15 protein-coding genes and 2 riboswitches are annotated in these 21,447 nt (G+C 66.5%); of the genes, 9 read left to right on the top strand and 6 right to left on the bottom strand.

Going from position 1 to position 21,447, the window contains the following annotated elements:
- The first annotated feature begins 177 nt into the window (after window positions 1–177).
- Entirely contained in the window at window positions 178–1,455 is a 1,278-nt protein-coding gene (gabT, locus tag N5D30_RS22305) for a 4-aminobutyrate--2-oxoglutarate transaminase (RefSeq protein WP_220811213.1), read from the top strand.
- A 217-nt stretch (window positions 1,456–1,672) separates the two neighbouring features.
- On the opposite strand, the gene N5D30_RS22300 is transcribed toward gabT, so the two are convergent.
- Together N5D30_RS22300 and N5D30_RS22295 are read right to left on the bottom strand one after the other, a co-directional pair.
- Window positions 1,673–2,263 (bottom strand): 2-hydroxychromene-2-carboxylate isomerase, encoded by a 591-nt coding sequence (locus tag N5D30_RS22300; protein WP_279910719.1) that lies wholly within the window; start codon window positions 2,261–2,263, stop codon window positions 1,673–1,675.
- A gap of 127 nt (window positions 2,264–2,390) precedes the next feature.
- Window positions 2,391–3,131 carry an SDR family oxidoreductase gene (locus N5D30_RS22295; protein ID WP_220811211.1) on the bottom strand — a complete coding sequence of 247 codons (741 nt, stop codon included), beginning with the start codon at window positions 3,129–3,131 and terminating at the stop codon, window positions 2,391–2,393.
- A gap of 84 nt (window positions 3,132–3,215) precedes the next feature.
- Between N5D30_RS22295 and N5D30_RS22290 the strand changes: the two genes are divergently transcribed.
- Window positions 3,216–3,773, top strand: a complete 558-nt coding sequence (locus N5D30_RS22290; protein ID WP_279910718.1) for a TetR/AcrR family transcriptional regulator — start codon at window positions 3,216–3,218, stop codon at window positions 3,771–3,773.
- Window positions 3,774–3,933: 160 nt separating this feature from the next.
- Window positions 3,934–5,151 (top strand): HDOD domain-containing protein, encoded by a 1,218-nt coding sequence (locus N5D30_RS22285; protein ID WP_279910717.1) that lies wholly within the window; start codon window positions 3,934–3,936, stop codon window positions 5,149–5,151.
- Window positions 5,152–5,160: 9 nt separating this feature from the next.
- Here the strand turns inward: N5D30_RS22285 and N5D30_RS22280 are convergent, their stop codons facing one another.
- On the bottom strand, window positions 5,161–8,025 hold the full coding sequence (locus N5D30_RS22280) for an EAL domain-containing protein (RefSeq protein WP_279910716.1): 2,865 nt from the start codon (window positions 8,023–8,025) through the stop codon (window positions 5,161–5,163).
- A 469-nt stretch (window positions 8,026–8,494) separates the two neighbouring features.
- On the opposite strand from N5D30_RS22280, the gene N5D30_RS22275 reads away from it, so the two are divergent.
- The 5 genes from N5D30_RS22275 to N5D30_RS22255 all read left to right on the top strand — a co-directional run bounded on the left by N5D30_RS22275 (window position 8,495) and on the right by N5D30_RS22255 (window position 13,936).
- Complete coding sequence (locus N5D30_RS22275) at window positions 8,495–9,616, top strand: Re/Si-specific NAD(P)(+) transhydrogenase subunit alpha (RefSeq protein ID WP_220811207.1); 1,122 nt, start codon at window positions 8,495–8,497, stop codon at window positions 9,614–9,616.
- A gap of 14 nt (window positions 9,617–9,630) precedes the next feature.
- On the top strand, window positions 9,631–9,945 hold the full coding sequence (locus N5D30_RS22270) for an NAD(P) transhydrogenase subunit alpha (RefSeq protein ID WP_192328256.1): 315 nt from the start codon (window positions 9,631–9,633) through the stop codon (window positions 9,943–9,945).
- Between the two features lie 2 nt (window positions 9,946–9,947).
- The gene (locus N5D30_RS22265; protein ID WP_279910715.1) at window positions 9,948–11,384 is read left to right on the top strand and encodes an NAD(P)(+) transhydrogenase (Re/Si-specific) subunit beta; all 1,437 of its coding nucleotides are present in this window, start codon (window positions 9,948–9,950) and stop codon (window positions 11,382–11,384) included.
- 250 nt (window positions 11,385–11,634) lie between these two features.
- Window positions 11,635–12,939, top strand: a complete 1,305-nt coding sequence (yegQ, locus tag N5D30_RS22260; RefSeq protein WP_279910714.1) for a tRNA 5-hydroxyuridine modification protein YegQ — start codon at window positions 11,635–11,637, stop codon at window positions 12,937–12,939.
- Between the two features lie 166 nt (window positions 12,940–13,105).
- A riboswitch (glycine riboswitch) is annotated at window positions 13,106–13,196 on the top strand.
- A 1-nt stretch (window position 13,197) separates the two neighbouring features.
- Window positions 13,198–13,295, top strand: a riboswitch (glycine riboswitch).
- 20 nt (window positions 13,296–13,315) lie between these two features.
- Window positions 13,316–13,936, top strand: a complete 621-nt coding sequence (locus tag N5D30_RS22255; protein WP_220811204.1) for a trimeric intracellular cation channel family protein — start codon at window positions 13,316–13,318, stop codon at window positions 13,934–13,936.
- Here N5D30_RS22255 and N5D30_RS22250 read toward each other — a convergent pair whose 3' ends face one another.
- Window positions 13,937–16,816 carry a GGDEF and EAL domain-containing protein gene (locus N5D30_RS22250; RefSeq protein WP_279910713.1) on the bottom strand — a complete coding sequence of 960 codons (2,880 nt, stop codon included), beginning with the start codon at window positions 16,814–16,816 and terminating at the stop codon, window positions 13,937–13,939.
- Window positions 16,817–17,002: 186 nt separating this feature from the next.
- Here N5D30_RS22250 and uvrD point away from each other — a divergent pair, with 186 nt between their 5' ends.
- Window positions 17,003–19,192: a DNA helicase II gene (gene uvrD / locus N5D30_RS22245; protein WP_279910712.1), complete on the top strand. Its 2,190-nt coding sequence runs from the start codon at window positions 17,003–17,005 to the stop codon at window positions 19,190–19,192.
- Window positions 19,193–19,943: 751 nt separating this feature from the next.
- Here uvrD and N5D30_RS22240 read toward each other — a convergent pair.
- Entirely contained in the window at window positions 19,944–20,438 is a 495-nt protein-coding gene (locus N5D30_RS22240; protein WP_279910711.1) for a hypothetical protein, read from the bottom strand.
- A partial coding sequence (locus tag N5D30_RS22235) for an RHS repeat-associated core domain-containing protein (protein ID WP_279910709.1) occupies window positions 20,431–21,447 on the bottom strand: 1,017 nt, incomplete at its 5' end. The genes N5D30_RS22240 and N5D30_RS22235, both read right to left, overlap by 8 nt.

Raw genomic sequence — 21,447 nt, 5'->3', positions numbered from 1 at the left:
CGGGTGACAGGCAGGAGTCGTGGTCACCCGGCGTCGGCGTTTCCGGTGGTGGCACCGGCTGACCCAGCCGACGGCCAGCGGGTAGGCGACAGTTCGATCATCGTTAGCTGAAGCGCCCACCCCGCCCCGTCATCATCCTTGGACCGGGCCGCCCAAGAAGCGGCTTATGAGGACAACATGAGCAAGAACGAATCCCTCCTGCAACGTCGCCAGGCCGCCGTGGCCCGTGGCGTCAGCCAGATCCACCCGATCGTCGCCGAGCGCGCCGAGAACGCCACCGTGTGGGACGTCGACGGCCGCGAGTACATCGACTTCGCCGGCGGCATCGCCGTGCTGAACACCGGCCACCTGCATCCGAAGGTGATCGCCGCCGTGCAGGAGCAGCTGACCAAGCTGACCCACACCTGCTTCCAGGTGCTGGCCTACGAGCCCTACATCGCCCTGTGCGAGCAGATCGCCAAGCGCGTGCCGGGCGACTTCGCCAAGAAGACCCTGCTGGTCACCTCCGGCTCCGAGGCGGTGGAGAACGCGGTGAAGATCGCCCGTGCCGCCACCGGCCGCGCCGGCGTGATCGCCTTCACCGGCGCCTACCACGGCCGCACCATGATGACCCTGAGCCTGACCGGCAAGGTCGTGCCCTACTCCGCCGGCATGGGCCTGATGCCGGGCGGCGTGTTCCGCGCCCTGGCGCCGTGCCCGCTGCACGGCATCAGCGAAGACGAGTCGATCGCCAGCATCGAGCGCATCTTCAAGAACGACGCCCAGCCCCAGGACATCGCCGCTATCATCATCGAGCCGGTGCAGGGCGAGGGTGGCTTCTACGTCAACTCCAAGCCGTTCATGCAGCGCCTGCGCGCCCTGTGCGACCAGCACGGCATCCTGCTGATCGCCGACGAAGTGCAGACCGGCGCCGGCCGCACCGGCACCTTCTTCGCCACCGAGCAGCTGGGCATCGTTCCGGACCTGACCACCTTCGCCAAATCGGTCGGCGGCGGCTTCCCCATCTCCGGCGTGTGCGGCAAGGCCGAGATCATGGACAGCATCGCCCCGGGCGGCCTGGGCGGCACCTACGCCGGCAGCCCGATCGCCTGCGCCGCGGCCCTGGCCGTGATGGAAGTGTTCGAGGAAGAGAAGCTGCTGGAGCGTTCGCAGGCCGTGGGCGAGAAGCTCAAGGCCGGCCTCAACGCCATCGCCGCCAAGCACAAGGTGATCGGCGACGTGCGCGGCCTGGGTTCGATGGTCGCCATCGAGCTGTTCGAGGGCGGCGACCACGACAAGCCGGCCGCCGAACTGGTCGGCAAGATCGTCGCCCGTGCCCGCGACAAGGGCCTGATCCTGCTGTCCTGCGGCACCTACTACAACGTGCTGCGCTTCCTGATGCCGGTGACCATTCCGGACGAGCAGCTGGAAAAAGGCATCGCCATCGTCGCCGAGTGCTTCGACGAACTGGCCTGAGCCCTACCGTCCTGCGTGTCGCCCCTGTGCATGGGGGCGACGCCCGATTCGCCCGAGGCCCCCGCCCGGGCGATTCCCTCCCGACCCGCCACACGGCGGGTCTTTTTTTGCCTGCGCCCCGAACAGTGTGGGAGCGGCCTCGGCCTCGGCCGCGATCCCGACTACCGGCAAGCGTCGCGGCCAAGGCCGCTCCCACCGCCCTGGCGACGGCTCGCGCTCAGGCCAGCGCCTCGCGCACGAAGTCCAGGCGATCCTGGCCGAAGAACAGCTCGTCGCCGACGAACATGGCCGGGGCACCGAATACACCGCGCTTGATCGCCTCGTCGGTGGTGGCCTTGAGCGCGTCCTTCACCTCCTGCTCGGCGATCAGCGCCAGCAGCCGCTGCGGCTCGAAGCCGCCGGACGCCAGCACCTCGCCCAGCACCGCCGGGTCGCTCAGGTTGCGCGCCTGCACCCACATGGCCTCGAAGATCAGCGTGAGGAAGGCCTCGAAGCGCTCCGGCATGTGCAGCTGCACCGCCGCGGCGGCGCGCATCAGCGGCAGGGTGTTGATCGGGAAGTGCGGGTTGAACTGCATCGGCACCTGGTAGCGACGGGCGTAGCGGGCCAGGTCCTGCATCATGAAGCGGCCCTTGGCCGGGATGGTCACCGGCGAGGCATTGCCGGTGGCCTGGAACACTCCGCCCAGCAGGATCGGCTTGTACACCAGGGTGGCGCCGGTCTCGGCGCAGAGCTTCGGCAGCTGGGTCCACGCCAGGTAGGTGGTGGGGCTGCCGAAGTCGAAATAGAAATCCACGGTCTTGCTCATCGGGGGGTGCTCTTCTGTTTGTTGTTCACGTAATCGCGGGGGCAGGAGCGCACTCTGCTCGCGAAGCACCTGCGCCTATCGGTTCGCGAGCAAGCTCGCTCCCACAGGGGGCTGCGCAGCCAGCCGCCTACCATTTTTCCATCCAGGGGCGCAGATCCAGCTCGAAGGTCCAGGCATCGCGCGGCTGGGCATGCAGGAACCAGTAGTTGTCGGCGATGTGCTCGGGGTCGAGGATGCCGTCCTGGTCCTTGCGTGCATAGAGGTCGGGGAAGGTGTCGCGGATGAAGTCCGTGTCGATGGCGCCATCCACCACCACGTGGGCGACATGGATGTTCCGTGGCCCCAGCTCGCGCGCCATGCTCTGGGCAAGCGCGCGCAGGCCGTGCTTGGCGCCGGCGAAGGCGGCGAAGTGGGAGGCGCCGCGCAGGCCCGCGGTGGCGCCGGTGAAGAGAATCGTGCCGCGACCGCGGGTGACCATGCGCCGGGCCACCGCCTGGGCGGTGAGGAAGGCGGAGAAGCAGGCCATCTCCCAGATCTTGAAGTACTTGCGGGCGGTCTCGTCGAGGATGCTGCACGGCACGTTGGCGCCGATGTTGAAGACGAAGGCCTCGATCGGGCCGATGTCGCGCTCGATCCGCTCGACCAGCTCGGCGACCTCCTCCTCCTTGCGCGCGTCGGAGCCGAAGCCGTGGGCTTCGCCGCCCTCGGCGCGAATGCCGTCCACCAGGGGTTGCAGCTTGTCCGCGCTGCGCCGGGTGACGCAGGCGACGAAGCCCTCGCGGGCGAAGCGCCTGGCGATGGCGCCGCCGGTCGCGTCGCCGGCGCCGATCACCAGCACCACCTTCTTGTCGTTCTTGTTGTCGCTCATGTCGCCACCTCTTTGATAAACGATCGTTTACTTAACAAACGTTATGCTACGCTTTCGGCACCCGTCAAGCAGGAGTTGTCCCCCATGCGCTATTCCGCCGAACACAAGGCCCAGACCCGCGAGAAGCTGCTCGACGCCAGCGGCAGCCTGGCCAAGTGCGGCGGCTTCGCCAGCACCGGGGTGGACGGCCTGATGAAGGCCATCGGCCTGACCGGCGGCGCGTTCTACGGGCACTTCTCCTCCAAGGACGAGCTGTTCGCCGCCATCGTCGAGCGCGAGCTGAGCCGCAGCGCGGAACGCCTCGGCAGCAGTGACGCCAGCCGCGACAAGCTGCAGCGCTGCCTGGCCATGTACCTCAACATGAAGCACGTACAGCAGCCCGCCGCCGGCTGCGCCATCCCCGCTCTGGGCGCGGAGATCGCCCGCGCCGACGCCGAGGTGCGGGCGACGGCCGAGCACTGGCTGGCCCGCCTGCAGCAGGCCTGGGCGCGGGAACTGGGCGACGAGCAGCTGGCCTGGGCCATCCTCGCCCAGTGCGTCGGCGCACTGGTGCTGGCGCGCATGATGGCCAGCCAGGAGCGCCAGGAAGAGGTGCTGGCATCCAGTCGAGCATTGATCGCCTCCAGCCTGGGCCAGAATTAGTTCCAAAGTAGTAGGAAATAAGCCCGGAGTATTGACCTAGAGCGCTCGTCGCGGGTGTCGGGTGGCGCTATCCTGACGCCACGTTCAGCATTTCCGGCGCACCGCGCCCGCTGCGCCGCGCCACCCGCCGAAATCACCAGGTCAATCCCCCGAGGTCCCCATGCCCGCCGCGGTCGCCGTACCGGAAGTTCTCATTGCCGAAGCCGACCCCTGGACCGCCGACCTGCTGACCCAGCTGGTGCTCGACATCCGCAGCGACGCCCAGGTGCAGCGCTTCACCGATGGCCAGGCCGCCCTGCTGCGCTGCCGCCGGCGCCTGCCGGACCTGGTGATCGCCGACGGCGAGCTGCCCGGCCTGGACGGCATCGAGCTGCTCCGCCAGTTGCGGCGCCAGCCGCGCACGCCCGCGCTGCCCTGCATCCTGATCAGCAGCCGGGTCGACGCCAGCAGCGTGCGCGCCGTGCTGCCGCTGGCGCCCGCCGCCTACCTGGCCAAGCCGTTCAACGCCGAGCACCTGCGCCAGCGCCTGGCCAGCCTGCTGCCAGCGGCGAGCAACGAGAGCGCCGCCGCAACAGCACCGCAGACCGCGAACGACCTCGCCCAATACCTCGACGCCATGCGCGAGGACGGCGACGGCGCGCCGCTGCTGGCCGACGTGCGCACCGCGGTGAGCCGGAGCCTGCAGGCCAGCGAGACCGACCTCGGCACCCTGGCCCGCGAGTTCGTGCGCGACCCGCAGATCACCGCCCGCCTGATCGCCGCCGCCAACAGCGCGGCCGAGCGCCGCGGCGCCACCTGCCACACCCTGCCCCAGGCGCTGCAGCGCCTGGGCGTGCCGCGCGCGCTCAACCTGGTATTGGGCATGGCCGTGCAGCGCAACGCGCGCCTGCAGGACCCGCGCCTGGCCGAACTCGCCGTCGGCGCCGGCAAGCGCGCCCAACGCGGCGCCGAGCTGGCCCACTGGCAGGCCGCGCAGCTGCGCCTGGACCACGAGCTGTGCTACACCGCCGGCCTGCTGCACAACATCGGCGAGCTGGCCCTGCTGCGCTGCCTGCAGGACTGGCGCAAGCTCGGCGGCGAGCTGTCCGACGAGGAGATCGAGCAGGCCCTGCACCAGCGCTCCGCCGGTTTCGGTTCCGCGCTGCGCATCCGCTGGCGCCTGCCGCTGGGCCTGCGCGAGCTGATCTCGGCCTTCTACGCCCTGGGCGGCGGCGTGTTCTCCCGCGAGGCGCTGGTGCTCAACTTCAGCGCGATGCTGCTCGACCTGCCCGCCGACCAGCCGCCGGAGTCGCTGCTGGACAGCCGGCCGGCGCGCATGCTCGGTCTGCGTCGGGAATTCCTGGCGCGCATCCCCGCCCATCTGCTGAGCGAGGCCTGACCCGGCGCGCTACTGCGGCGCCGGCTCGGCCACCGCGTCGGCCAGCTCGGTCAGCGGCCTCGGCCGGTCGATCAGGTAGCCCTGGATGTAGTCGATGCCCAGCTCGCGCAGGCAGGCCCGGGCGGCCTCGTTCTCGACGAACTCGGCGACGGTGCGCAGGCCGAGCTGGCGGGCGATCTGCGCCATGGAGCCGACCATCGCCCGGTTGATCGGGTCTCGCTCGATGCCACGCACGAAGGTGCCGTCGATCTTCAGCAGGTCCAGCGGCAGGTGGCGTAGGTAGGCGTAGGAGGCGAAGCCGCTGCCGAAGTCGTCCAGCGCCACCTTGAGGCCGCGCCGGCGCAGGCGCTCGATCCAGCCGGCGGAGCTGCCCAGTTCGGCCAGCGCCACCATCTCGGTGATCTCCAGGCACAGCTTGGCTACCGGCAGGCGGTGGGTGTCGATCAGTTCGTCGAGCAGCTGGTGGAACTCCGGGTCCAGCAGCGAGGGTGCGCTGAGGTTGATGTTGACCTGGCCCAGCGCCGCCTGGTGGTGCGGGTTCTGCGCCAGCCACTCGCAGTAGCGGCGCAGCACCCAGCGGTCGATCTGGGCGAGGAAGCCGTAGCGCTCCGCCGCCGGGAAGAACTGCCCCGGCGACACCCATTCGGCGGATTGCGGGTCGCGGTAGCGCAGCAGCACCTCGTAGTGCAGGCCCTCCTCTTCGCCCTGCAATGGGCACACCGGCTGGTAGAACAGCTCGAAATGCTGCTGCTCGAAGGCCTCGCGCAGGCGGGCGATCCACTGCAGCTGGCGCTGGTGTTCGACCAGCGCGCCGTCGGCCGGGTTGAACAGGTGCACGCGGTTGCGCCCCTGAGCCTTGGCCAGGCTGCTGGCGTTGTCCGCCCAGTTCAGTGCCTCCTCCCAGTCGCGCACGCCGGACTCCAGTTCCAGCACGCCGATACTCACGCACAGACGGAACGGCCGGCCACCGTAGCTGAACACGAACTGCTCCACCGCCAGGCGCAGGCGCTCGGCCTGTTCGAGGGCCTGCTGGCGGTCGCAGTCGGCCAGCAGCACGGCGAATTCGTCGCCGCCGATGCGCGCCAGCTCGGCCTGGCTCGGCACGCTGCCGAGCAGGTGGCCGGCCAGCTGGCGCAACAGCTGGTCGCCCGCCGAGTGCCCGCAGAGGTCGTTGACCTGTTTGAACTGGTCGAGGTCGAGCAGCAGCAGGTGGCTGTAGCGCCGGCCGCTGCCCTCCAGGCTGCCCTGCAGCAGGCGCTCCAGCTCGCGCCGGTTGACCAGGCCGGTGAGCGAGTCGTGGGCGGCCAGCCGCGCCAGGCGCTGCTCCAGGGCGCGGCGCTCGCTGAGGTCGACCACGATGCCCTCGATGCAGTGCTGGCTGCGCTGTTCGTGCAGCGACAGGTGCACCCAGCGGGCCTGGCCGTCGGCGGTCTGCAGCTGCACCTCGCCGCTGGCGGTGGACTGTGCGTCGCTGAGCTGCCCGCGCAGGCGCTGCCAGTCGCCGGGCGCCAGCAGGCCCTGGATCGGCTGCGCCTGGAGCAGTTCGGCATCCGCCTCGGCGCGGCCGAGCAGGCGCAGGAAGCTCGGGTTGGTCTCCAGCAGCAGGCCCTGGCGGTTGCAGCGGAAGATGCCCTCGGCGGCATTGCGGAACAGGCCGCGGTACTGCTCCAGGTTGACGATGGCCTGCTCGCGGGAGGCCAGCAGGGCCTGGCGCACGTCCTCCAGTTGGCGGCCGTTGAGCACGCCGAAGAGGAAAACGCAGACCACCGGCAGCCAGGCGTGCAGCACGTCGACCCAGGCGTTGCGCGGCACCACCCCGGCGCGGCTCAGCGAGAGCATCAGCATGAGCAGGATGGCGGCGCTCCAGAACAGCGCGAACCAGCCCGCGTACGGCCGCCGCAGGTAGAGGGCGAGCAGGGTCAGGCCGAGCTGGAACACGCCGGTCGCCAGCATCATCAGGTTCATCGCCTGGGCCGCCTGGCTGTGCCCCTGGCTCAGCAGCACCCACGCCAGCACCCCGGCCAGTCCCACGATCAGCACCCCGCGCAGGTGGCGCGCCACACCTGTATCGAGGCGCAGCGAGGCGCCGATGAACAGGGTGCTGAAGGCCAGCGTGAGCATGCCGAACAGGTTGGTCTCGAACTGCATGGCGATCGGCCAGTTGCGCCACAGCAGCAGGTTGGTCAGGTCGTTGATCGCCGCCGTGTACCAGGCGACGCTGAGGATGGTCGCGCAGTAGTAGCCCAGGCGGCGGTCCGGCGCGGCGACGAACTTGGCCAGGTGAAACAGTCCCATCACCAGCAGGGCGCCGACGATCAGGCCGTTGTTGAGCCAGGTGGCGGCCAGCAGGCGGTCCTTGTCCGCCGCCGGCACCAGCTTCACCGGCAGGCTGATCGAGGAGGTGCTGCGCACCCGCAGCACCACTTCCTGCTCGCCACGGCCAAGCGTGGGCAGCGGCACCATGAAGGCGCGCATGGGCTCGTCGCGCAGGGCGAAGGGCAGGTGGTCGCCGACCTGGCGGTAGAGCGCCAGGCGATCGTCGACGAACACCCAGACCTGCACGTCGTCGAGGTAGGTGTGGTCGAGCCACAGGTAGAAGCGGTCGCCGGAGTCGCCCTTCAGGCGCAGGCCGAACCACCAGGCGCTGTCGCTCCAGCCCAGGGTGGGAATCCGGTTCAGCGTCTGGCCCTGGTTCGTCAGGCGCTCGCGGGCCTGGTGCAGGGCGAGCTGCTCGGAGGCGTCCTCCAGCAGGCGCAGGGCGGGCACGGTGCCAGTGTCGGCCTGGCGCAGGTCGAGCAGCGGCAGTTCGGCGCGGGCCGTGGCGCACAGCGCCAGGAGCAGCAGGGGCACGAGCCAGCGGAAGACAGACGACATCGAAACGACCTGAACGAACGGGGGTTGGGTACTGGCCAAATGCCTCTTGCCAGCTTAGCCCAAGACGCGCTTCCTGGCCGCCGGCGCGTCGAAGGCGCCGCGTAGTCGACCGGCCGCGCCTACTACAAACCGGGCCTCCCTTGATGCTTTGCGCCACGCGGCGCCTTCATCCGGCCAAGTCGACGAACGGCCATTCACGCGCCGAATGCGGCGCCGTGGGCCGTTCTCCCGCGAACGGGGCATCATCCCAGCAACAACGGCGCTTTGCGGGGACGGCCGGGGAGCCATGGTCACGGCGTGACTTGTAGTTATCAACGAGTACCGCTTCAGAATTTCTTGATGGTCCAGGCAATCGCCTGCAAAATGCCGCGCCCGCACCCTTCCGGTGCGGCTTTGTGCTGATCCCACACACCCGCGCGCCACACGTAGTGCACGGGTTCATTAATACGATCACGCAGGAGAATTCTCAGTGCACATCGGTGTTCCTCTCGAGACCCACGCCGGGGAGACGCGGGTTGCCGCGACGCCCGAAACCGTCAAGAAGCTGGTTGGCCAGGGCCATCAGGTGACCGTCCAGACCGGTGCCGGCGTCAGCGCCAGCATTCCGGACAGCGCCTATGAAGCCGCCGGTGCCAGCATCGGCAACGACGCCACCGCCCTCGGCGCCGACCTGGTGCTGAAAGTGGTCGCTCCGACCGAAGCCGAACTGGCCCACATGAAGACCGGCGCCGTGCTGGTCGGCATGCTCAACCCGTTCTGCAACGACACCATCGCGCGCATGAATGCCCGTGGCATCACCGCCTTCGCCCTGGAGGCCGCCCCGCGCACCTCCCGCGCGCAGAGCCTGGACGTGCTGAGTTCGCAGGCCAACATCGCCGGCTACAAGGCCGTGATGCTCGCCGCCAACCACTACCCGCGCTTCATGCCCATGCTGATGACCGCCGCCGGCACCGTGAAGGCCGCCCGCGTGCTGATCCTCGGCGCCGGCGTGGCCGGCCTGCAGGCCATCGCCACCGCCAAGCGCCTGGGTGCCGTGATCGAGGCCTCCGACGTGCGTCCCGCCGTGAAGGAGCAGATCGAGTCGCTCGGCGCCAAGTTCGTCGACGTGCCGTTCGAGACCGATGAGGAGCGCGAGTGCGCCCAGGGCGTCGGCGGCTACGCCCGGCCGATGCCGGCCTCGTGGATGGAGCGCCAGGCCAAGGCGGTGCACGAGAAGGCCAAGCAGGCCGACATCGTCATCACCACCGCGCTGATCCCGGGCCGCAAGGCACCGACCCTGCTGCACGAGGCGACCGTCGCCGAGATGAAGCCGGGCTCCGTGGTCATCGACCTCGCGGCCGCCCAGGGTGGCAACTGCCCGCTGACCGAAGCCGACCAGGTGGTGGTCAAGCACGGCGTGACCCTCGTCGGCCACACCAACCTGGCCGCGCTGGTGCCGGCGGATGCCTCCGCCCTGTACGCCCGCAACCTGCTGGACTTCCTCAAGCTCGTGATCGACAAGGAAGCCCAGTTCCAGCTCAACCTCGAAGACGACATCGTCGCCGCGTGCCTGATGTGCCGCGACGGCCAGGTCGTCCGCACCAACGGTTAAGGGGAGTACCGGACATGGATATGATTTCCGACGGCATCTACAACCTGATCATCTTCGCGCTGGCCATCTACGTGGGCTACCACGTGGTGTGGAACGTCACCCCGGCCCTGCATACCCCGCTGATGGCCGTGACCAACGCGATTTCCGCGATCGTCATCGTCGGCGCCATGCTGGCCGCCGCCCTGACCGTGACCCCGCTGGGCAAGGCCATGGGCACCCTGGCCGTGGCCCTGGCCGCGGTCAACGTCTTCGGTGGCTTCCTGGTCACCCGGCGCATGCTGGAAATGTTCAAGAAGAAAGCGCCGAAAGCGGCTGCGGAGAAACACTGACCATGAGCATGAATCTGATCACTGTTCTCTACCTTATCGCCTCGATCTGCTTCATCCAGGCGCTCAAGGGCCTGTCGCACCCGACCACCTCGCGTCGCGGCAACGCCTTCGGCATGATCGGCATGGCCATCGCCGTACTGACCACCCTGGGCCTGATCCACAAGCTCGGCAGCGAGCTGGCGCTGGAAGGCATCGGCTACGTCATCGTCGGCCTGCTGGTCGGCGGTACCGCCGGCTCGATCATGGCCAAGCGCGTCGAGATGACCAAGATGCCGGAACTGGTCGCCTTCATGCACAGCATGATCGGCCTGGCCGCCGTGTTCATCGCCATCGCCGCCGTCGTCGAGCCGCAGTCGCTGGGCATCGTCGCCACCCTGGGTGATGCCATCCCGGCCGGCAACCGCCTGGAACTGTTCCTCGGCGCGGCCATCGGCGCCATCACCTTCTCCGGTTCGGTGATCGCCTTCGGCAAGCTGTCGGGCAAGTACAAGTTCCGCCTGTTCCAGGGCGCGCCCGTGCAGTTCAAGGGCCAGCACCTGGTCAACCTGCTGTTCGGCCTGGCCATCGTCGGCCTGGGCCTGTACTTCACCTTCACCGGTGATATCCGCGCCTTCGCCCTGCTGGCGGCCCTGGCCTTCATCATCGGCGTGCTGATCATCATCCCGATCGGCGGCGCCGACATGCCGGTCGTGGTATCGATGCTCAACAGCTATTCGGGCTGGGCGGCGGCCGGTATCGGCTTCTCGCTGAACAACTCGATGCTGATCATCGCCGGTTCGCTGGTGGGCTCCTCGGGCGCGATCCTCTCGTACATCATGTGCAAGGCGATGAACCGCTCGTTCTTCAACGTCATCCTCGGTGGTTTCGGTGGTGCGGCCGAAGAAGCCGGCCCGGCTGGCGCCCAGGAAGCCCGTCCGGTGAAATCCGGTTCGAGCGACGACGCCGCCTTCCTGCTGACCAACGCCGACACCGTGATCATCGTCCCGGGCTACGGCCTGGCGGTGGCCCGTGCCCAGCACGCGCTGATGGAGCTGGCCGAGAAGCTGACCCACCGCGGCGTGACCGTGAAGTACGCGATCCACCCGGTCGCCGGTCGTATGCCTGGCCACATGAACGTCCTGCTGGCCGAGGCCGAAGTGCCCTACGAGCAGGTGTTCGAGATGGAAGACATCAACTCCGAGTTCGGCCAGGCCGACGTGGTGCTGGTGCTGGGCGCCAACGACGTGGTCAACCCGGCCGCGAAGAACGATCCGAAGTCGCCGATCGCCGGCATGCCGATCCTCGAGGCCTACAAGGCCAAGACCGTGATCGTCAACAAGCGCTCGATGGCCAGCGGCTACGCCGGCCTGGACAACGAACTGTTCTACCTGGACAAGACCATGATGGTCTTCGGCGACGCCAAGAAAGTCATCGAGGACATGGTCAAGGCCGTGGACTGATCCACCGCCCGCTCCACGAAAAGCCCGGCCCTGTGCCGGGCTTTTTCGTGGAGAGCGCCAAGGCTCCGTGCTTCAGGTGCGCACGGCGCACCCTACGGCGTAGCCCGGATGCAATCCGGGAGCCAGGCGTCGGGCCACCCCGGATTGCATCCGGGCTACGACTTCGCCATGCCGGCGGCTGCCCCAGATCAATGGGCCGCCGCGACCATCCCTCTAGAATCGCCTCCCCCTTCACGTCCAGGGCGATCCGATGACTCCCGAACTCCTCTCCCCCGCCGGAACCCTCAAGGCCATGCGCCACGCCTTCGCCTATGGCGCCGACGCGGTCTACGCCGGGCAGCCGCGCTACAGCCTGCGGGTGCGCAACAACGAGTTCGACCATGCCAACCTGGCGCTCGGCATCGACGAGGCGCACGCCCGGGGCAAGCGCTTCTACGTGGTGGTCAACATCGCCCCGCACAACGCCAAGCTGAAGACCTTCCTCAAGGACCTGGAGCCGGTGGTGGCCATGGGGCCGGACGCCCTGATCATGTCCGACCCCGGGCTGATCATGCTGGTGCGCGAGCGCTTCCCGCAGATGCCGATCCACCTCTCGGTGCAGGCCAACGCGGTGAACTGGGCCAGCGTGGAATTCTGGCGCCGCCAGGGCCTGACCCGGGTGATCCTGTCCCGCGAGCTGGCCCTGGAGGAGATCGAGGAAATCCGCCAGCAGGTGCCGCAGATGGAGCTGGAGGTGTTCGTCCACGGCGCGCTGTGCATGGCCTACTCCGGGCGCTGCCTGCTGTCCGGCTACATCAACAGGCGCGACCCCAACCAGGGCGCCTGCACCAACGCCTGCCGCTGGAAATACCAGGCCCACGAGGGCCGGGAAAACGAACTCGGCGCCATCGTCCAGGGCTGCCGGCCGACCCTCGGCGAAGGCGCGCCCACCGAGCGGACCTTCCTGCTGGAGGATGAGACCCGCCCCGGCGAGCTGATGGAGGCCTTCGAGGACGAGCACGGCACCTACATCATGAATTCCAAGGACCTGCGCGCCGTACAGCACGTGGAACGGCTGCTGCGCATGGGCGTGCACTCGCTGAAGATCGAAGGGCGCACCAAGAGCCACTTCTACGTGGCGCGCACGGCCCAGGCCTATCGCCGCGCCATCGACGACGCGGTGGCCGGGCGCGGCTTCGACCCGCGCCTGATGGACGACCTGGAGTCACTGGCCAACCGCGGCTACACCGAGGGCTTCCTGCGCCGCCACGTGCACGACGAGTACCAGAACTACGAACGCGGCAACTCGCTCGCCGAGCGCCAGCAGTTCGTCGGCGAGTTCACCGGCCAGCGGCGCGGCGAGCTGGTGGAGGTGCGGGTGAAGAACCGCTTCGCGGTCGGCGACCGCCTGGAGCTGATGACCCCGCGCGGCAACCTCAACTTCCTGCTCGGCGCCCTGGAGAAGGCCGGCGGCGAGGCCACCGACGTGGCGCCGGGCGATGGCCATATCGTCTACCTGCCGCTGCCGGAAGATATCGACCTGGACTACGCCCTACTCCTACGCCAGTTGGCCTGAGAGCCTGTTTACGATCTGCTGCGCGTCGGCTAAATGGCGACGAAAAACGGCCTCGGACGCTCATTTACACCACGTAAACTCCGCCTCCTCGGCCCCTTTTCGCCACCATTCATCTCTAGCTCGCAAGATCGTAAATAGACTCTTGGCCGGGCGGCTCCCTATACTGTGCGCCCTCGCAGGAGAGCGAGGGGCCGCGAGCCCCTCCGCCGAAGGCGCAAACTCCCATGATCGCTCAGGCCCAGCACTGCGAGGACTCCATATCAGCCGTCTGGAGAGCGGCCGCCCAGAGCGGCCCACCGAAGGGGCAAGCGGCCACGCCGCACAAACTCTCAGGTACCGGGGACAGGGGGAGAGGCACCGAACGCAGGAGTTCTGTGTGCTGCTCTACGTCTATCTGATCGCCATCACCGCCGAAGCCATGTCCGGCGCGCTCGCCGCCGGCAAGCGCGACATGGACCTGTTCGGCGTCGCCCTCATCGCCTTCGTCACCGCCCTCGGCGGCGGCACCGTGCGCGACATCCTGCTGGGCAACTTCCCGGTCGGCTGGACCCAGCACCCCAGCTACATCTACCTGACCATCTGCGCCGGCCTGTTCACCATGCTCATCGCGCGCTTCATGCACCACCTGCGCCGGCTGTTCCTGCTGCTCGACGCCATGGGCCTGATCGCCTTCACGGTGATCGGCTGCAACGTCGCCCTCGGCCTCGGCTACCCGCTGGCGGTGGTGGTGATGGCCGGGGTGATCACCGGCGTGTGCGGCGGCATCCTGCGCGATATTCTCTGCCACCGCCTGCCCCAGGTGCTGCGCCACGAGCTGTACGCCAGCGTCTCGCTGCTGGTCGCCCTGCTCTACCTGGGCCTGCGCCACCTGGGCGTCGACGAGGACCTCAACCTGCTGGCTTCCTTCGCCAGCGGCCTGGCCCTGCGCCTGGCGGCGATCCGCTGGCGCTGGTCGCTGCCGGTGTTCTCCTACGCGCCGGGCCGCTGGGACGGCTGATCAGGACGCCTGCGCCCGGCTGCGCAGCAGCTCGGCGAGGCGCTCGGCCGGCACCGGTGGGCTGATCAGGAAGCCCTGGATCTCGTCGCAGTGCTGGGCCTTGAGGAAATCCATCTGCGCCTGGGTCTCCACGCCCTCGGCGACTACCTTCAGCTCCAGGCCGTGGGCCATGGCGATGATGGCGCGGGTGATCGCGGCATCCTCGCCGCCGGCGGCCAGGTCGCGGACGAAGGTCTGGTCGATCTTCACGTAGTCCACCGGGAAGCGCTTGAGGTAGCTGAGCGAGGAATAGCCGGTGCCGAAGTCGTCGATCGCCAGTTTCACACCCAGGTCGCGCAGTTGCTGGAAGGTGGTGATGACGTTCTCCACGTTGTCCAGCAGGTGGCTCTCGGTCAGCTCCAGTTCGAGCAGGTGCGACGGCAGCCCGGTCTCGTCCAGCACCTGGCGCACCAGGCCGATCAGGTTGCCCTGGCGCAGCTGGTGCACCGACAGGTTGACCGACACGCGCAGCTCGACCAGGCCCTGGCGCTGCCATTCACGGGCCTGCCGGCAGGCCTGGCGCAGGACGAACTCGCCGATAGGCGCGATCAGGCCGGTCTCCTCGGCCAGCGGGATGAACTCGCCGGGCGGCACCAGGCCCATGCTCGGGTGGCGCCAGCGCACCAACGCCTCGGCGGCGTTGAGGCTGCCGTCGGCCAGGCACAGCTTGGGCTGGTAGAACACTTCCAACTGGCCGTCCTCGATGCCCTTGCGCAGCTGGGTCTCCAGCTGCAGGCGCTCCAGGGTGCAGGCCTGCAGGTTGTCGGTGTAGAACTGGAAGGTGTTGCCGCCCAGGTGCTTGGCATGCTGCATGGCCATGCCGGCCTGGCTGATCAGCGCGGAGATTTCCCGAGCGTTGTCCGGCAGCAGGGAGATGCCGACCGAGGCGCTGACCACCAGCTCGTGCCCGCCCACGTCCATCGGCGTGCGCAGCTTGGTCAGCAGGCGGCTGGCGGTGCGCGCCAGGGTGGACAGGCTGCCGTAGTCGTCGAGCAGAATGGCGAATTCGTCGCCGGCCAGCCGCGCGATGGTGTTGGCCTCGGGCACGGACTGCAGCAGGCGCCGCCCCATCTGCCGCAGCAACTGGTCGGCCACCTCGTGCCCGAGGCTGTCGTTGAGCAGCTTGAAGCGGTCCAGATCGACATGCAGCAGGGCCAGGTGGGTCTCCTCCTGGCGCGCCCGCTCGCCGGCCTCGTGCAGGCGCTCGCGGAACAGGCTGCGGTTGGCCAGGCCGGTCAGCTCGTCGTAGTGCGACAGGTAGCGCAGGCGCTCCTCGGTCTGCCGGCGCTGCGACAGGTCGGAGAAGAAGCCGACGATGTGGCTGACCCGGCCGCGGGCGTCGCGCACCACGTTGAGCTGCAGCCACTGTGGGTAGAGTTCGCCGTTCTTGCGCGTCTCCATCAGCTCGCCGCGCCAGTTGCCGTGCCGCTCCAGGTCCTGGCGGATCAGCTGGTACTGGCGGCGGGCATCGCGGCTGCTGATCAGGGTCGCCACGCTGCGCCCCAGCACCTCGTCCTTGCGGTAGCCGGTGACCTCGCTGAACGCCTGGTTGACCGACAGCACCAGATAGTCCGCGTCGAGGATGAAGATGCCCTCGCTGGTCGCCTCGAACACCGTGGCGGCCAGTCGCTGCTCCTCGTCCCGGCGCTTGCGCTCGGTGATGTTGCGGCGCGTGCCGAGCATCCGCACCACGCGGCCCTGATCGTCGCGCTCGACGGCGCGGCCGCGGTCCTCGACCCACAGCCAGCGCCCGTCGGCGTGGCGCACCCGGTATTCGACGCAGTAGCCGTCGGTGCGGCCCTTGAGGTGCTCGACCAGGGCGCGGCGCAGCACGGGCAGGTCGTCCGGGTGCAGGCGCGGCTTGAGGTGGCTGAGCACGCCCTTCACCTCGCCCTGGGTGACGCCGAAGATGCTCTCCAGATGGCTGTGGTGCACCTGATCGGTGGTCAGGTCCCAGTCCCACAGGCCGAGTTCGCTGGCCTCCAGGGCCAGGGCCAGGCGTGCCTCGCTCTTGCCCAGGGCATGGCTGGCGTCGTCCAGCTCCAGGGTGCGCTGGGCCACGCGGATTTCCAGCTCGTCGTGAGCCCTGCGCAGCTCGCGCTCGGCGCGGCGGCGCTGCTCCACCTCGCGGGCCAGCTCCTGATTGAGCCCCTCGGCGCTCTCCCGGGCGTGCTGCAGGCGCTCGATCAGCGCCTGGTTCTGGAAGCGTCGCAGCAGGTTGCGCTCGACCAGCCGGTTGACCTGCCAGGCGACCACACCGAGGCTGAGCAGCAGCAACAGCCCCAGCAGGCCGCCGACCCGGTGGTCGTAGTCGTCGCTGAGCAGCAGATAGAGGATGGTCGGCAGCAGGCACGGCAGGGCGAAGGCGAGGAAGGCCGGCAGGCTGACCGCGTAGGCCACGCTGGCGGAGAGGATGGCGGCGACGATCAGGCCGTAGACCATCGCCTGCACCAGGAACTCGTCGCCGGGCACCAGGAAGATCGCCGCGAAGGCCAGGGTCAGGCCGCTGGCGCTGGCGCCGACGAGGAACATCCGCCACCACTGCGGATGCGCCTGGCGCGACGGCAGGGCGGCCGTGAAGGCGGCCATCTGGATCAGCCGCAGCACCGCGAGCAGCACCACCCAGACCAGCCATCCGGTCAGCAGCAGGCTCTGCTGGGGCTGCCACAGCAGGGCGGCGCAGGCCAGGGCGCTGAGCAGCATGAACAGGGTCGGGACCTGGGAGCCCTGATACAGCAGGCGCGTCCGCTCCACCGCGATCTCGGTGGCGAACTGCTGGTGGATGACGCGCGACTCCTCCGCCGCGACGCTGGCGGAGCCCCCCCGAGATGCTTGTGTCATAGGCGATGTTCTTGTAATGGAATGCCTGACTTTTTCCCGAGCATACCCGAGCTAGAGGGGTCGCCCAAGCCTGATGGTGGCTTTTTAACAGCTTTGCCCGAGAAATTGCGAACATTCGTTCACTCATCGCGCCTGCCCGTCCGGACGCGCTTTGCCGCGCCGCCGCCCGGCCCGTAGAATGCCGCGATGCATAACGATCCCGAACTCCTCCTCGCTTCCCTCAACGACGCGCAGTGCCAGGCCGTGGCCGCCCCCCTCGGACGCCAGCTGGTGCTGGCCGGCGCCGGCTCGGGCAAGACCCGGGTGCTGGTGCACCGCATCGCCTACCTCATCCAGTTCCTCGATGCCTCGCCGTATTCGATCCTGTCGGTGACCTTCACCAACAAGGCCGCCGCCGAGATGCGCCAGCGCATCGAGCAAATGCTCGGCCTGAGCCCCAGCGGCATGTGGGTCGGCACCTTCCACGGCCTGGCCCACCGCCTGCTGCGCGCCCACTGGCAGGAAGCCGGCCTGGCCGAGAACTTCCAGATCCTCGACTCCGACGACCAGCAGCGCCTGGTCAAGCGGGTGATCCGCGAACTGGGCCTGGACGAGCAGCGCTGGCCGGCCAAGCAGGCCCAGTGGTTCATCAACGGGCAGAAGGACGAGGGCCACCGCCCGCAGCACATCCAGCCGGCCGGCGACCTGTTCCTCGCCACCATGCTGAAGATCTACCAGGCCTACGAGACCGCCTGCGCCCGCGCCGGGGTGATCGACTTCGCCGAACTGCTGCTGCGCGCCCTCGACCTGTGGCGCGACAAGCCGGACCTGCTGGCCCACTACCAGAAACGCTTCCGCCACATCCTGGTCGACGAGTTCCAAGACACCAACGCCGTTCAGTACGCCTGGCTGCGCCTGCTCGCCAAGGGAGGAGAGAGCCTGATGGTGGTCGGCGACGACGACCAGTCGATCTATGGCTGGCGCGGCGCGCGGATCGAGAACATCCAGCAGTTCTCCAGCGACTTCCCGGACACCCAGCTGATCCGCCTGGAGCAGAACTACCGCTCCACCGCCGGCATCCTCAAGGCCGCCAACGCCCTGATCGCCAACAACAACGGACGCCTCGGCAAGGAGCTGTGGACCGACGGCAGCGACGGCGAGCCGATCAACCTGTACGCCGCCTTCAACGAACACGACGAGGCCCGCTACGTGGTCGAGTCGATCGAGGCGGCCCTGCGCAAGGACGGCCTCAAGCGCAGCGAGATCGCCATCCTCTATCGCTCCAACGCCCAGTCGCGGGTGCTGGAAGAAGCCCTGCTGCGCGAACGCATCCCCTATCGCATCTACGGCGGCCAGCGCTTCTTCGAACGCGCCGAGATCAAGAACGCCGTGGCCTACCTGCGCCTGCTCGACGGCCGCCACAACGACGCCGCCCTGGAACGGGTGATCAACGTGCCGACCCGTGGCGTCGGCGAGAAGACCGTCGAGGCCATCCGCGAGCACGCCCGCCACGCCGACCTGTCCATGTGGGCGGCCATGCAGCAGCTGATCGCCAACAAGGGCCTCACCGGCCGCGCCGCCACGGCGCTGACCGGCTTCGTCGAGCTGGTCGAGAACCTGGCCGCCAAGGTGCTGGACATGCCGCTGCACCTGATGACCCAGACGGTGATCGAACAGAGCGGCCTGCTCGCCTGGCACCAGGCCGAGAAAGGCGAGAAGGGCCAGGCCCGGGTGGAGAACCTGGAAGAACTGGTCAGCGCCGCGCGCAACTTCGAGAACAACGAAGACGACGACCTCTCGCCCCTGGCCGCCTTCCTCACCCACGCCTCACTGGAGGCCGGCGACACCCAGGCCGAGGAGCACGAGGACTGCATCCAGCTGATGACCCTGCACAGCGCCAAGGGTCTGGAATTCCCGCTGGTGTTCCTGGTCGGCATGGAAGAAGGCCTGTTCCCCCACAAGATGAGCCTGGAAGAACCCGGTCGCCTGGAGGAAGAACGCCGCCTGGCCTACGTCGGCGTCACCCGCGCCATGCAGCAACTGGTGCTGACCTACGCCGAGACCCGCCGCCTGTACGGCAGCGAGACCTACAACAAGGTCTCGCGCTTCGTCCGCGAAATACCGCCGGCGCTGATCCAGGAAGTGCGCCTGTCCAACAGCGTCAGCCGCCCCTACCAGGCCCCGAGCCGGACCATGAGCGGCGGCTCGATGTTCGCCGGCAGCCAGGTACCGGAAACTCCCTTCAGTCTCGGCCAGGCCGTGCGCCACAGCCTGTTCGGCGAAGGCGTGATCCTCAACTTCGAAGGCAGCGGCGCCCAGGCCCGGGTACAGGTCAACTTCGCCAGCGAAGGCAGCAAGTGGCTGATGCTGGCGTATGCCAAGCTGGAAGCGGTGTAGCCAGTTTCTCGGATAGCGTAGGTTTTCGTTCTGCTGTGAGCGGAAACCTATGCGGCGTATCAGACACTACAGATCGCCTTTATAGAGAGGTTGCCCTAGCTTGCACCTTGTTGAGCACAAATATCGCAATCTCAACGAATAGATATACAGCACCCAGCGCTGCTAGATATATCCATCCGCTCGCAACGCTTGGGCCACAATATGTCTCGGTAAGGCATCTGAAGATACGTACAACGACCTTCACCTCACTCCAGAGAGCCGCCAGAACAACAAGCAAGGCGAAGCCGGTTAAAAGTTTTCCATGAAAGCTTAAAGATTTATGCACAATCGTATTGCTCACAACTTGCCAAGTCCGCAACGGTAGCAGCCCGATAGCAGCCCGACCAATGAAGCCGAGCAGGTACATAAAATTGCTAAAAAAGGATGCGCTCATAGATATATCAACGCCTTACTGCTGATTAACTACGCAACCAAGCCTTGAACCCATAACACCCCTAAGCCCAAGCAGAAATTCCAAATAAATAGTTATAAAATATTAGAATGCCTTGTGTTTTCTTGCTGCAGCACAGAGCGCAGCAATTAGCAATATAAATACCGGCGCATTAATCACCATAACCTCAAAAGACTCCACCCGACTTGTGTAAGATATAAAAACAACAAAAAAGCCTTGCCCAAGAAGTACTCCCTCCTCCAAACCAAACACTCAGAGTGGAAGTTCTACCAAAAAGGAAAGCCAGAGCAACATCATTGCTCAATCCAAAAGCGCACCTCCTGAATCAAGTAATACCTTATAAATAGCCTGCACATCAGAAAAAAATAATGAAATACGAGAGACGAGATAAAGCACCAGAATAGGCACCAACCCCAGCAACATAACTAACAGCATGAGTGCTGCAGACGCAAATTCACCACGAAAACTCAAAACCAAACTGACTATAAGCACTACCAATAGCAGTATGCTTGTAGCTATAAAAAACATATTAGAAACCAGACGCTCGCCGGCATTCAGCCTCACATGGATTACTGCCCCCTCTCTCTCATTCACCACCGCCACATGATGTGAGGCAGGAGCAAAATTGCTCATCTTAGCAATGCGAATCACACCATCAACATCACTAATTCTATATCGCTGCAGAGCTTTCAACCCTTTTACGCAATCCAGATTAACTGGAAAACTCAGCGAATATTTTGTCTCGCACAATATTCTATTTTTAATAGAAAAGTACCAATCAAGAAATTTAGTCATTATATCCCCTAACCCCATCTCGCGCACCTATCGTCCCTGTCAAAGAGCCAGACCCACTAATATTATATCCACCCCCATAGTGAACAGTAGCCCCTGAAAAATCCCCATTATCATCAAAACTTATAGAAGCCCCCAACCTCTTAAAGTGACCACTTAGCTCTCCTCCCGTACCACTTAGATCACTGACAGATCCTTTATGATATCCACCATCTGCGGTGAGACGCCCTCCAAAGCCAACACCGTCGCCGCCTGCTATCACTGTCGCAAATCCACCAATATCCCATTCACCATCGAAGAACCCAGGAAAAGAGAAGGCAATCCCACAACTTACACCTTGAGGTTTAGCCTCATTATCAAAGAACATTGAGAATAAATCTGGCAAGCGGATTGAACCTCCTAAAGCAATAGTATCCAGACCGAGAGGATCCATAGAAAGTATTGGACAGGCCTGCACATATAAATAGCTATTAACTCCTCCCTCCAACCCAATGGGATCCTGCGTCACATACCGCCCCAACTCCGCTGCGTAATACCGGTAGCGGTTGTAATACAGCCCACTCTCCTCGTCCCGATACTGCCCCTGAAATCTAATCGGCTGGTCGGTCTCGCCCTGTTCGTGGTCGATGGCCTCCCAGTCGTCCGCCTGGCCCTGCCAGAGTGTTTTTCCCTGTTCGCCCGTGAGTCTCAGCGGGGTGCCCAGGTGGTCGGTGTGGAAGCACGCCACGCTCAGGTCTTCGATTGCCGGGCGGTGTTCTTCCGGCAGTTGCAGGCCTTCGCTAGCCAGCAGCCGGCGCACTTCGGCCAGCAGCGGGTCTTCTTCCTGGCGCCGTTGTTCCAGGCGCAGCAGCGGCACGAAGCTGTGTGGTTCGTGCACGGTGGTGCGCAGGCGCGCGTCCGTGGCTTCGGCGCATTGGCGGTCGCCGTCCCAGCCGTACCAGGTGGTGGTTTCTTCTCCGTTCTGCCGGACCTGCTTGAGGATGCGCCGCGACAGGCCGTCGTACTGGTAGCA

The organism is Pseudomonas sp. GD03875 (assembly GCF_029840585.1).
In the GTDB taxonomy this organism is placed as follows: domain Bacteria; phylum Pseudomonadota; class Gammaproteobacteria; order Pseudomonadales; family Pseudomonadaceae; genus Aquipseudomonas; species Aquipseudomonas paralcaligenes.
Note: the sequence above shows the minus strand (reverse complement) of the source record. Positions and strands in the feature narration are given on the sequence as shown.